Genomic DNA, 12,438 nt, shown 5'->3' on the forward strand with positions numbered 1-12,438 from the left:
CGAGCTTGCTCGCGAAAAACGTCAACGATAACGCGTGCTTCCTGAATGAACGCGGCGCCTGTGAGTTTTTCGCGAGCAAGCTCGCTCCTACAAAAGCCTTAACTGACTGGCATTAGGACAAGCCCCACATTTTGACCGAATACAACCAATCCAAAGATACTTGTTATCCTGCCGCTCCAACCCACATGGACGCGCGCCTATGCAGATCGCCCCCGCCCTCATCCTGCACCAGACCGAGCACTGGCTGCTCAATCACCACCAGGCGTCAAAGCTGCCGGGCTACCTCATGCTGGGCGCCAAGGCACCGATCGATTCGCTCGCCGATATGCCTGACGCCGCGCTGGCCGAACTGGGCGGCTTGCTCGCCAATATCCAGCGCGTGATGCAAGCCCAACTCCAGCCAAAATGGTTGTACATCAGCCGTTACGGTCATATGCCAGGCTTGCCGCTGCACTTTCACTTCATTCCCGTCTATGACTGGGTAGAGCACGCGTTCTGGCAGGATGAACGTTATCGGGCACTGCAGCATTTTGGCGCCCAGGAACTCCAGGAAACGCTGACCGATGGCGCCGAACTGACTCTGTTTGTATGGCGCGAATTTGGCGAAAGCACTACACCCCCGCAGATTCAAGGGCCAGGGGTTGAGCAGGTGATTGACCAATTGCGTGTGGCATTCAAGCCCCAGTCATGACCAGCAGCCGCTTCACCATCGGAATACACGCCAGCACCAGCCCCGACGGCGAGCGATACACCGCCTGCTCAACGCCCACATAACCACACCCCCGATAGAAACCCACAGCATTCAAGGTTGCATCCAGCACCACCTCGTCAATGGCCCTCTGTCGCGCAACGTCCTCCAGATGGTCAAGCATCGCCTTGCCATATCCACGCCCAGTGAACCCAGGCCGCACGAACAATGCCCCCACTTCATTGTTATCAAGGTCGAGCATGCCGGTGGCGACGGCCTCACCGTTCACCCAGCCCAGGTAAAACAGTTTGTCCATCAGCACATCGTAGCCATCGGCGGCCTTGCCCCGCGTCCAAAGCGCCATCTGCTCGGCACTGTAGGCGCCGATGCACTGGTCAAGGATGGCGTCGCGGCGGATGTCAAACGCGCAGTTGGCGTCCTCGGGTGTCGCGCGGATTATCTCCAGCATTGCAATGTCCTTGTGTGACCTCAATTTGCCATTAGCCCATTTGTGCTAATCGACCCTTCCCAACTGCGGCGCTATATTCCCCGGCACTTCCAACGCTCCTCCGGCACCGCGCATCCATTGCGCGCGGGTTCGTTGTGCGTTGGAAAAACCATAACAACCCCAAGGAAGAAGCACCATGAAACTCCACTCCCCCGTTACTCGCCTTGCCCTGCTGGGCGCCCTGATGATCGGCGTAGCCGGTTGCAGCAATATCAAGCCCACTGAAGACCATCTCAAGACGCTGTCGGAAACCAACCTGGGCGAGCCAGTAAAACGTATCTCCAATGTGCGCAGCGACTCCATGACCACCTACTACGTGGCCAACACCGCATCCGGCGAATACAACTGCTCCGTACCCAGCGGTGCCAGCGGCGGTGCGTTCGCAATCGCCAGCTTTGGCCTGATGAAACCTGCCGCCTACTGCCAGCCCAAAGGCGCACGTGGCAACGGGCTGACGCCATTCATGCAGTAATGTTTTCCCGTCTGAGGTCGCGCAACCTGCCGCGCAGTTCCGCAGGGCGCACCGGCTTGGAGAGTATTGCGATCTGACGGTCGTGCAACGCAGCCTGGATTTTCTCCACGTCATGACCGGTGAGGATCAACGCCGGCACCGCCCAGCCACGTTGCTGGCGTAGCTGATCGATGCATTCGATACCGGTGGCGTGGTTGCCCAGGTCATAGTCGGCGACGATGATGTCGCAGTCGCTGACCAGGCCCTGCCCACTGGACTCGGCCTGCACCTCGCAACCCCAGCGCTCCAGCAGGGCCTGGGTGGCGAGCAGTACGTTGTGGTCATCTTCCACCAGGCACACTTTCAAACCCGTGAGCAGGCCGGCCTGGCGCGCATCGGCGCGCAATGCCGGTTGAACCGGCGCCGTGGCGAGTGCCAGGCCATGCAGGCTTACTGAGGTGCCACGGCCCACCCGCGAACGCAGGCTCACGCGCAACCCCATCAATTGCCCCAAGCGCTTGACGATGGACAGCCCCAGGCCAACGCCTTCGACGTCCTTGTCACGCAGTTGGCGCACGCGATAGAACTCCTCGAAGACCTGTGACAGATGCTCCCTGGCAATCCCCCGCCCCTGGTCATGCACCTCCACCACCAGGCCGTTATCGCGCATACGCACGCCGATCAGCACTGGCCGTTGTGCAGCGTATTTGAAGCAATTGGAGAGCAGGTTCTGCACCATGGTCGCCAACATACCCGGGTCCACCAGTACCCAGTGGGTGCAGGGCCGCAAGCGCAGCTCCACGCCGGCCCAGCGGGCGGCTTCGGCGTTCTGGCGCATCAGGTCGGCGAGGAAGTCGCCCAGGTGGATCACTTGGTATTTGGGCAGCAGCCGACCATTGTCGAGGGTGTAGAGATCAAGAATCGAACGGAACAGTTGCGACACGTTGAGCAGCGAACGGTCGATGTTATCCACCAGCCGCCGCTCGTCATCCCCCAGCCGGGCTTCGCGCAGGCAGGCGGTGAACAGGCCGATGGAGTGGATCGGCTGGCGCAGGTCATGGCTGGCCTGGGCGAGAAAACGGGATTTTTCCAGGTTGGCGGCGATGGCTTCTTCGGAAGCCTTGCGCGTACGCTCCAGCAGGATATGGGCGTACACCGGAATCACCGTGCTGGTGATCATCAGCATCAGCACCATGAACGGCTGCGCCTGCCACAACGGCGTGAGCCGGTACACGACCAACAGCGCCAGCAACGCCAGCCCCGTGGCAATCGCCAGGTAGCGCGAGCCGTAGCGCATGCCGTTGCCCAGGTTCACCCAGACCATCACCGCATACAGCGGCAACGCCGCTTCGCCGCCCACCACCAGGCCGAACGAAGTGCCGGTGTAGTCGTGGAGCATGCCGAAGATGCGCCGCGCCGGGTAATGCCCGGGCCAGCGCGCGATGACCTGGCGCAACACGATGGACGCCAGCAGGAACAGGAAGATATACAGGATCACCGGCAGGTAGGTGTCCAGCGAGTGCCCGGGTAGGAAACCCAGTAGGCTGATATACACAATGGCGATAGTGGCCACCACAATGCGCAGGTTAGCCTGGTCGAGTTCAGAGTTGGTCTCGAGACCCATAGTCATATCCTTGACATATCCACTGTAGGAGCGAGCTTGCTCGCGAAAAACGCTAACGATAACGCGTGTTGTCTGACAGTGCGCGGTGCCTGTGCGTCCTTCGCGAGCAAGCTCGCTCCTACAGTATTGAGAGGGGTAAAGTAGCATGCCTCAGCACACCTTTGCCCCAGGAAGGAGCACACCATGACCGGCCGGATCATCATCGCCGACGACCACCCGATGTTTCGCGAAGGCATGGCGCGTACCGTGCAACGCCTATTGCCCGACGCCCAAGTGCAAGAGGCCGGTGACCTTGCCGCAGTGAACGCACTGCTGCGCGAGGCCGGCGAAATCGACACCCTGATGCTCGACCTGCGTTTCCCCGGCCTGACCTGCATCAGCCAGCTGGCCGAACTGCGCCAGCAACTGCGACGTACCACCCTGATCGTGGTGTCGATGGTCGACGACGCCGCGCTGATCGAACAGGTCATGGCCCTGGGCATGGACGGCTTTATCGGCAAGAACATCACCCCCGACGAGATCGGCCAGGCGCTGCTGGCGATCCGCGACGGCGAAGTGCTGGTCAAGTTCGCGCCCTCGGGCCTGCTGCCGCTGGGCACCCACACCCTTACCACCCGCCAGCGCGAAGTGCTGCGCCTGATTGCCCAGGGCAAGACCAACAAGGAAATTGCCAAAGCGCTGGATATCTCGCCGTTTACCGTGCGTATCCATGTGTCATCGCTGCTGCGCACGCTGGACGTGCCGTCACGGGCGGCGGCAGCGGTGAAGTATTCCGGGGAGTTCTAGGTCAAATGTGGGAGGGGGCTTGCTCCCGATGGAGGAGTCTCAGTAAATGCATCTGGGACTGACCCACCGCCATCGGGAGCAAGCCCCCTCCCACATTAAACCGAGTCGCATCAGTCAGGCGCCGCTCTGCATCCGATATTTATGCTCACTTCCCAGCTTAATAATATTTTATTAATCACCGCCCGCCGCCTAACTTGACGTCATGCCCAAGCTGAATCCAACTGCATTACGCAAGGACAGACACATGACTCAAGCAATAACAAAAATAGACACGCTGGTAGTGGGAGCGGGTCAAGCTGGCGTAGCCATGAGCGAGCACCTGAGCAAGCAAGGCGTGCCGCACCTGGTGCTGGAGCGCAGCCGCATCGCCGAACGCTGGCGCACCGGGCGCTGGGATTCGTTGGTCGCCAACGGCCCGGCCTGGCATGACCGCTTCCCTGGCCTGGAATTCATTGATGTGCCCGCCGATGGCTTCGCGCCCAAAGAGACGGTGGCGGATTATTTTGAAACCTATGCACGCAAGTTCAATGCACCGATCCGCACCGGTGTGGACGTCACCTCAGTGGTGCGCAACGTCGGCCGCCCCGGTTTTACTGTGCACACCAGTGAAGGTGTGATCGAAGCCAATCGCGTGGTAGCTGCCACCGGGCCGTTCCAGAAGCCGGTGATTCCGGCCATAGCGCCGAAAGACACCGCGCTGCACCAGATCCATTCCGCCGATTATCGCAACCCCGGGCAATTGCCGGCGGGCGCGGTATTGGTGGTGGGCGCCGGTTCTTCCGGGGTACAGATCGCCGATGAATTGCAGCGCGCCGGGCGCCAGGTGTACCTGTCGGTCGGTGCCCATGACCGCCCGCCCCGCGCCTATCGCAACCGCGACTTCTGCTGGTGGCTGGGGGTGTTGGGTGAATGGGATCAGGTGGCGATGAAGCCCGGCCGCGAGCACGTGACCATCGCCGTCAGCGGCGCCCACGGTGGCAAGACCATCGACTTCCGTGAACTGGCCCAGCAAGGCATGACCCTGGTCGGCCTGACCCAAGCCTTTGACGGCAACGTGGCCAGCTTCCAGCCCAACCTGGTGGAAAACCTGGCGCGCGGCGACGAAAACTACCTGGCCCTGCTGGATGCGGCTGACGCCTATATCGAACGCAACGGCCTCGACCTGCCGCTGGAGCCCCAAGCGCGTCGCATATTCCCCGATGCCGAATGCATCAAAAACCCGATCCTGCAACTGGACCTGGCCCAGGCCGGCATCACCACGATCATCTGGGCTACCGGGTTTGCCACGGATTACAGCTGGTTGAAAGTCGATACCTTCGACGCGGCCGGCAAGCCCCGGCACCAGCGCGGGGTGTCCAGTGAAGCGGGCATCTATTTCCTCGGTTTGCCGTGGCAATCGCGGCGTGGTTCGTCATTCATCTGGGGTGTGTGGCACGACGCCAAATACGTGGCCGACCACATCGCCATCCAGCGTCAGTACCTTGAGTACCGCGAACCCGCACCGGTTGCCCACCACACCCCTGTCAGCGCCTGAGCACTTTTTCCTGGAGTTTTTTTGATGCCTACCCACACTCGCATCCGCATGTTCAACACCAAAGAAACCTACCCCAATCAGAGCCTGGACAACGACCTGTGCCAGGCCGTGCGCGCCGGTAACACCGTGTATGTACGCGGCCAGGTGGGTACCGATTTCGACGGCAACCTGGTGGGCCTTGGCGATGCCCGCGCCCAGGCCGAACAGGCGATGAAAAACGTCAAGCAACTGCTCGAGGAAGCCGGCAGCGACCTTAGCCACATCGTCAAGACCACCACTTATTTGATCGACCCACGCTACCGCGAGCCGGTGTACCAGGAAGTCGGCAAATGGCTCAAGGGCGTGTTCCCGATTTCCACCGGGCTGGTGGTCTCGGCCCTCGGCCAGCCACAGTGGCTGATGGAAATCGATGTGATCGCGGTTATTCCAGAGTAAGGAGGCTAGCCATGACCTTTTCTATCGTCGGCCGTTGTGCTGAAACCGGCCAACTGGGCATCGCCATCAGCTCATCGAGCATCGCCGTGGGCGCCCGCTGCCCGTGGCTGCGGCCCGGGGTGGGCGCAGTGTCGACCCAGAACATCACCTTGCCTGCCCTTGGCCCGGACGTGCTCGACCTGCTCGAGCAGGGCCTGGCCCCGGCCGAGGCCCTCGACCAAGCCCTAACGCGCAACGGCTACAGCCAATACCGGCAAGTGACGGCGATTGACCACCTGGGCCGCAGCGTGCATTTCAGCGGCAGCCAGACCCTGGGTACCCATCATGCGGTATCGGGCGAGCAATGCGTGGCGGCGGGCAATATGCTTGCTGACCGCGAAGTCATCACGGCGATGGTCACCGCCTTTGAACTGGGTGAAGGGCAACTGGCAGACCGGCTGCTGGCGGCGATGCATGCCGCCATCGCCGCCGGTGGCGAAGCCGGCCCCGTACACTCCGCCGCGCTGGTGGTGGTGGGCGAGCTGACCTGGCCGATCATCAACCTACGCGTGGACTGGGCCGATGAAGCCCCCCTTGTCGAATTGCAAGCACTCTGGGACGCCTACCGGCCGCAAGTGCAGGACTATATCGACCGCGCCCTCGCCCCCGACCGCTCCCCCGGCTACGGTGTGGCCGGAGACGACCGATGAGCCGCAGCCGCGAATTGCTGCGCACGCTGGTAGGGTTCGATACCACCAGCCGCGAGTCCAACCTGCAGTTGATCGAGTTTGTGCGCGACTACCTCGCCGGATTTGGTGTGGCCAGTGAACTCGTCTACAACGCGCAGCGCAGCAAGGCCAACCTGTTTGCCAGCATCGGCCCAGCAGAGCTGCCAGGCATCGTGCTGTCGGGGCACACCGATGTGGTGCCGGTGGATGGGCAACCCTGGACACTGTCGCCGTTCGAGTTGACCGAGCGTGACGGCAAGCTGTTCGGGCGCGGCACTGCCGACATGAAGGGGTATATCGCCTGTGTGCTGGCGTTGGTGCCGGAGCTGGTCAAGGCGCCTTTGCGCCTGCCGGTGCATATAGCGCTGTCCTATGACGAGGAAGTCGGCTGCCTCGGTGTGCGCTCGCTGCTCGCGGTCTTGGAGCAGCGCCCGGTAAAACCCATGCTGTGCATTATTGGCGAGCCGACCGAACTCAAACCGGTGCTGGGCCACAAGGGCAAATTGGCTATGCGCTGCGATGTGCAGGGCCACGCATGCCACTCGGCGTATGCGCCCTCGGGGGTGAATGCGATTGAACACGCCGCCGAATTGATCGGCGAGCTGGGCCGTATTGGCCAGCGTTTGCGCTCGCACCAGGACCCAAGGTTCGATCCGCCGTTCAGCACGGTACAGACCGGCATGATCAGCGGCGGCAAGGCGTTGAACATCGTGCCCGCCGATTGCCGGTTCGACTTTGAAGTGCGCGCCCTGCCCGCCATGGACCCAGGTGAAGTGGCTGAAGAGTTGCAAGCGTACGCAATGCAGCAGGTGCTGCCGAAGATGCAGGCCGTGAGTAAGCAGAGTTCGATTCGGTTCACCGAGTTGTCGGCCTACCCGGGATTGGTCACGGATGAACGCAGCCAAGCCGCGGAATTGATCGCCGCGTTCTCAGGCTCGCGGGACTTTGGCACCGTGGCGTTTGGCACCGAAGGTGGGTTGTTTGATTCCGTGGGTATTCCGACCGTGGTGTGCGGGCCGGGGAGCATGGACCAGGGGCATAAGCCGGATGAGTTTGTGAGCCTGGAACAGCTCGACGGCTGCGATGCCATGCTGCGAAGGATGCTGGGCTCGATTCAGATTTGAAGAAAATACAGATCCAATGTGGGAGGGGGCTTGCTCCCGATGGCGGTGTGTCAGTCACAGCTGCTTTCACTGCCACTCCCTCATCGGGAGCAAGCCCCCTCCCACATTGGGTCCTGCATTCAGCCGAGTAACCGTGCGAGCTCTTCACGGCAGTAATCCACAAACAACTGCACCGGCTTGGTCAGCGGGGCCCGCCTCAGCCACACCGCCGACAACCCCGACCCCGTCACCGTTTCCGCCAACGGAATACACACCACCTTCTGCCCATCATAGGTGTACTCACTGAACGGCTTGGTCACCAAAATCGAGAACCCAAACCCACGCCCCACCATGCCGCGCACCATCTCGATGGACGGCGAGCTGAACACGATATTCGGCGTCAGCCCGCGCTCTTCAAAAATGCTCACGAAATAGGTCCGGCTGGGCAGCACATCGAGCAAGATCATCGGCTCCAGCACCAGGTCGGCCAGGGACACCTTGGCCTGTTGCGCAAAACGGTGATCGGCCGGCAGCAACGCATAAGGCTGTTGCGGCGGCATCAGTGGCGCGGTCTCGATGGTGCCGCCCAGATCGTGTTCGAACAGCATCGCCACATCGATACTGCCTGCCGTCAGCGCCTGCACCAGCTCCTGCTGCTCGCCATCGCGAATACGGATCTCCACCCCTGGCCAGCGCGCCTTGAAGCCGGCAATCAATCGCGGCAGGTACAGCGGCGCCACGGTTTCAAAGCAGCCGATATCGATCTGCCCCGCCACTACATCGTTGTCCGCCAGGGCGTTCTGCTCGAATTCATGGGCCACCCGCAACAGCTCCAGGGCCTTGCGATAAAAACGCGCGCCACTGGGGGTGAGCGAAACGCCCTGGGCGTGATGGCGGATAAACAGCTGAACGCCAAAACTCTCCTCCAGGTGCTTGATCGCCGTGGACACCGACGGTTGGGCGATATACAGCTTGCGCGACGCCTCAGCGACGCTGCCGCATTCGGCCGTGGTCACAAAATATCTAAGCTGGCGCAGGTTATAGGCAGCCATCGGCACCTCCATAAACGTGGGATTTCGCCCCAAACAAGTGCGAAAAAATCGCGCTTTTTTCATCGATTCGAGCCCATGCAACATACCGGAGCAAAAATCTGCGCGAGATACTTTTTTTAAGGTCTATAGCAACAAACTTACTAATTTACCTCCCCGCGCCCATTGCAGATGATCACTCCAACAACAAAGCGCCGCCCCGTGCAGCGCATAGCGAAGTACGTCAACGTACTCACCTTGCCTTGGAGCTCGTCATGGTTACCACTGCAACATCCAGCGCCCCACTTATCGAAAAACACACGATTGGATACGTGCCCCCGGAAGATCGCCATGGAAAGGTAAGAGACCTGTTCACCCTGTGGTTCGGCGGCAACATCGCGCCGTTGCCGATCGTCACCGGCGCACTCGGGGTGCAACTGTTCCACCTCAACCTGGTATGGGGCATTGTCGCCATCCTCGTCGGCCACCTGGTTGGCGGTGTGTTGATGGCGTTGCACTCGGCCCAGGGCCCGCAGATGGGCATCCCGCAGATGATCCAGAGCCGCGCCCAGTTCGGCTCCCTCGGCGCGCTGCTGGTGGTGGTGATTGCCGGGGTGATGTACATCGGTTTCTTCGCGTCCAACATCGTGCTCGCCGGTAAATCCCTGCACGGCGTGGTCGACGCGGTGCCCGTGCCGGTGGGCATTGTGATCGGCGCCATCGGCTCCGGCATTATCGGCATCATCGGCTATCGCTTTATCCACGTGCTCAACCGTATCGGCACCTGGGTGCTGGGCGCCGGCATCGTGCTGGGCTTCGGCTACATCTTTACCCACGTGCAGACCACCGACTTCCTGACTCGCGGCAGCTTTAATATCTCCGGTTGGCTGGCGACGGTTTCCCTGGCTGCGCTGTGGCAGATCGCCTTTGCGCCGTACGTGTCGGACTACTCCCGCTACCTGCCGGCTGACGTACCCGTCGCCGCGACCTTCTGGACCACCTACCTGGGCTCGGCCCTGGGTTCGAGCCTGGCCTTCATCTTCGGCGCCGTCGCCGTGCTCGCCACCCCGGTAGGCATGGACACCATGGACGCGGTCAAACTCGCCACCGGCGCCATCGGCCCGTTGATGCTGGTGCTGTTTTTGCTCAGCGTGATCAGCCACAACGCCCTCAACCTGTACGGCGCAGTGCTGTCGATCATCACCCTGGTGCAGACCTTCGCCTACCGCTGGATCCCCACGGCCAAAAGCCGCGCCGTGATCTCCATCATCGTGCTGGCCGCCTGTTCGATTGCGGCGGTGTTCGCCTCCAAGGACTTCATCGGCCACTTCGTCGACATGGTGCTGGTGCTGCTGGTGGTGTTGGTGCCGTGGACGGCGATCAACCTGATCGACTTCTATGCGATCCACAAAGGCAAGTACGACATCGCCTCGATCTTCCGCGTCGATGGTGGCATCTACGGCAAGTACAACCCACAGGCGTTGCTGGCGTATGCGGTGGGGATTGCGGTGCAGATTCCGTTTATGAACACACCACTTTACGTAGGCCCGATTTCCGAACACATCAACGGCGCAGACCTGTCCTGGGTGGTGGGGTTGGCGGTGACGTCGCCGCTGTACTTCTGGCTGGCGAGTCGCGACAGTGCGTATAAGCGCCGCATGGATGGGGGTAAGTTGGTGGGTGGGGTCTGATACAACCTCTTAGTTGCGCCCTCGCGGAGGGCACTTTATAGTTCGCCCCGTCGCTGGCGTTGGCTGGCGACAGGGTTTCGCAGCCCTACAAAATAGAATCAACCTGCACAGTCATCAGACCCTCAGGCGGAGTCCGCTTGCGTCTTGTTTATGGCGGCTGTGCGTGGGAGACCTTCGGGTCTGCCGGGGGTGATTCTTCCTGGTCTGCGAACCCGCGCACAGTTGCCACCCAGTCTGTTTCGCAGCAGCAAGGTGGCAGTTCTTTTTACCCAAATAGAATCGAACCTTATGACTACTCAACACCCGCCACGCCGCTTCACCCCCATGTCCCAAACCGCAACCGACTACCCCGTGCTGCTGATCGACAGCGACGCGCCGCTGAGCGAGTTGCACGCCTGTGCCAGCGAACGGCTCAATGCCGCACTCGCCTACCTGCACCTGATGGCCTGCTCCAACGTGTCGGACTATGCCGAGCACGATATCAACACCGTCGCCAATACCGCCCGGATCATGGTCCAGGATGTGGCGGATGTGTTTACCGTGATTGAAAAGCGCGGCTTTGATTCGCCTGCTATTGCCTGATGTGATGTGAGCTGTGAGGAAACCCGCCTTGGCGGGTTTTCTGGTTTTGCAGAACTCAAACCTACCGCCAGGCTATGTCGAACTCGGTCAACTGTGGGAGGGGGCTTGCCCCCGATACGTAACCACGATGCGAAGCGAGCCGCTCTTGATCTTGATCTGCTTTTGATCTGAGGCGCCCCGTTAAACCACGCTGGCCGGAATTCGACAGGGATTTGGGGGGTAAACCGGCAGGGATGCCGGTTTAGTCGCCCCGCGCCATGGATGGCGCGTGGCGGCGGCCCCCCAAATCCATGGCGAATTACGGGCACACCGAGCCTGGGCGAGGTGCCGAGTGGTGGGGCATGAGCCTTTTGCTTACTTTTGGGCTTTTCAAAAGTGAGCCGCAGTAAGAGCGGAACCAATAGTGGCCGTTGCCCAAATAATGGATATGTACTCGGTCTGATCCAGCATCCTGGTCGGCCCCAAGGCCGCCATCGGGAGCAAGTCGAATCGTCGCACCGCCCCTCCCACATTTGGATCGCGGCGCATCAGTTAGTTAGCGTTATGATATGACCTTTCGCTCAACGCACCAGGAAACACCTATGCCCGCCCTCACCTTGCGCAACGCCCTCCCCGCCGACGCCGCCCGCTGCTTTGAAATCGAAACCAGCGCCTACGAAGGCGACGAAGCCGCGACCCTGGAAAAGATCGCCACGCGCATCGCGCAGTATCCCCAGGGGTTTCTGATCCTGGAAGCAGACGGCGATGTGGTCGGGTTTATCAATTCGGGCTGCGCCCATGAGGTAGTGATGTCGGACGAGGCCTTCAAGGAGTTGGTCGGTCACTCACCCGAGGCACCGAATGCGGTGATCATGTCGGTGGTGGTCGACCCGGCGCATCAGGGCAAAGGCTATGCAACAACCCTGATGACTGAGTTCGTGCAACGCATGCGTACGCTGGGCAAGCAGACCATTCACCTGATGTGCAAGCAACAGCATGTGCCGTTGTACACCCGCATGGGCTACACCTATGTGCGCCCTTCGCCGTCGGACCACGGTGGAATGGCCTGGCATGAGATGGTGATGGTGTTGTAGCGCTCCTCCTGGGAATGATCGTATTTATGTTGCAAAGCTTGAATCCGCCAACAAACGCGCAGCCTATCAATGTATTTCACCGAGTAAAAACCTTGAATTGATCGCCGCGATCTTACGTTAAGCGAGTCATTGCATGCGTTCCTCAAGACTGTGCCTACAGCCACTTCTTGCGAGTCGGCGGCCTGAACATACAACGGTTTCACGCCGTTACATTCACCCGAAATGCGC

Annotated in this window: 13 protein-coding genes; 10 read left to right on the forward strand and 3 right to left on the reverse strand. The window is 60.9% G+C overall.

The window, feature by feature from the left end; translation table 11 throughout:
- The first annotated feature begins 199 nt into the window (after nucleotides 1-199).
- Nucleotides 200-691, forward strand: a complete 492-nt coding sequence (locus tag QYQ93_RS16950; RefSeq protein ID WP_338475105.1) for an HIT family protein — start codon at nucleotides 200-202, stop codon at nucleotides 689-691.
- On the opposite strand, the gene QYQ93_RS16955 is transcribed toward QYQ93_RS16950, so the two are convergent.
- Complete coding sequence (locus QYQ93_RS16955) at nucleotides 675-1,157, reverse strand: GNAT family N-acetyltransferase (protein WP_043050406.1); 483 nt, start codon at nucleotides 1,155-1,157, stop codon at nucleotides 675-677. The genes QYQ93_RS16950 and QYQ93_RS16955 overlap by 17 nt on opposite strands.
- 175 nt (nucleotides 1,158-1,332) lie before the next feature.
- Here QYQ93_RS16955 and QYQ93_RS16960 point away from each other — a divergent pair, with 175 nt between their 5' ends.
- Nucleotides 1,333-1,668, forward strand: coding sequence for a hypothetical protein (locus QYQ93_RS16960; protein ID WP_043050405.1), 336 nt, complete (start codon nucleotides 1,333-1,335; stop codon nucleotides 1,666-1,668).
- Here the strand turns inward: QYQ93_RS16960 and QYQ93_RS16965 are convergent.
- Nucleotides 1,658-3,271: a hybrid sensor histidine kinase/response regulator gene (locus QYQ93_RS16965; protein WP_338477270.1), complete on the reverse strand. Its 1,614-nt coding sequence runs from the start codon at nucleotides 3,269-3,271 to the stop codon at nucleotides 1,658-1,660. The genes QYQ93_RS16960 and QYQ93_RS16965 overlap by 11 nt on opposite strands.
- Before the next feature lie 183 nt (nucleotides 3,272-3,454).
- On the opposite strand from QYQ93_RS16965, the gene QYQ93_RS16970 reads away from it, so the two are divergent.
- The 5 genes from QYQ93_RS16970 (at nucleotide 3,455) to argE (ending at nucleotide 7,857) form a co-directional block, all read left to right on the forward strand.
- On the forward strand, nucleotides 3,455-4,057 hold the full coding sequence (locus QYQ93_RS16970; RefSeq protein ID WP_338475106.1) for a response regulator transcription factor: 603 nt from the start codon (nucleotides 3,455-3,457) through the stop codon (nucleotides 4,055-4,057).
- Between the two features lie 202 nt (nucleotides 4,058-4,259).
- Nucleotides 4,260-5,591, forward strand: coding sequence for a flavin-containing monooxygenase (locus QYQ93_RS16975; protein ID WP_422394025.1), 1,332 nt, complete (start codon nucleotides 4,260-4,262; stop codon nucleotides 5,589-5,591).
- 24 nt (nucleotides 5,592-5,615) lie between these two features.
- Entirely contained in the window at nucleotides 5,616-6,026 is a 411-nt protein-coding gene (locus tag QYQ93_RS16980; RefSeq protein WP_046068537.1) for a RidA family protein, read from the forward strand.
- Between the two features lie 11 nt (nucleotides 6,027-6,037).
- Nucleotides 6,038-6,715 (forward strand): DUF1028 domain-containing protein, encoded by a 678-nt coding sequence (locus tag QYQ93_RS16985; RefSeq protein WP_043050400.1) that lies wholly within the window; start codon nucleotides 6,038-6,040, stop codon nucleotides 6,713-6,715.
- Nucleotides 6,712-7,857: an acetylornithine deacetylase gene (gene argE, locus QYQ93_RS16990; protein WP_338475108.1), complete on the forward strand. Its 1,146-nt coding sequence runs from the start codon at nucleotides 6,712-6,714 to the stop codon at nucleotides 7,855-7,857. Before QYQ93_RS16985 ends, argE begins: the two co-directional genes overlap by 4 nt.
- Nucleotides 7,858-7,976: 119 nt before the next feature.
- Here argE and QYQ93_RS16995 read toward each other — a convergent pair whose 3' ends face one another.
- Nucleotides 7,977-8,888 (reverse strand): LysR substrate-binding domain-containing protein, encoded by a 912-nt coding sequence (locus tag QYQ93_RS16995; protein ID WP_043050398.1) that lies wholly within the window; start codon nucleotides 8,886-8,888, stop codon nucleotides 7,977-7,979.
- Between the two features lie 251 nt (nucleotides 8,889-9,139).
- On the opposite strand from QYQ93_RS16995, the gene QYQ93_RS17000 reads away from it, so the two are divergent.
- The 3 genes from QYQ93_RS17000 (at nucleotide 9,140) to QYQ93_RS17010 (ending at nucleotide 12,210) form a co-directional block, all read left to right on the forward strand.
- Entirely contained in the window at nucleotides 9,140-10,555 is a 1,416-nt protein-coding gene (locus tag QYQ93_RS17000) for a purine-cytosine permease family protein (protein WP_043050397.1), read from the forward strand.
- A gap of 288 nt (nucleotides 10,556-10,843) precedes the next feature.
- Complete coding sequence (locus QYQ93_RS17005; RefSeq protein WP_043050396.1) at nucleotides 10,844-11,137, forward strand: hypothetical protein; 294 nt, start codon at nucleotides 10,844-10,846, stop codon at nucleotides 11,135-11,137.
- A 581-nt stretch (nucleotides 11,138-11,718) separates the two neighbouring features.
- Entirely contained in the window at nucleotides 11,719-12,210 is a 492-nt protein-coding gene (locus QYQ93_RS17010; protein WP_043050395.1) for a GNAT family N-acetyltransferase, read from the forward strand.
- The last annotated feature ends 228 nt before the right edge of the window (nucleotides 12,211-12,438 follow it).

The sequence above is a fragment of the Pseudomonas khavaziana genome (assembly GCF_036704165.1).
GTDB classification, from domain to species: Bacteria; Pseudomonadota; Gammaproteobacteria; order Pseudomonadales; family Pseudomonadaceae; genus Aquipseudomonas; species Aquipseudomonas khavaziana.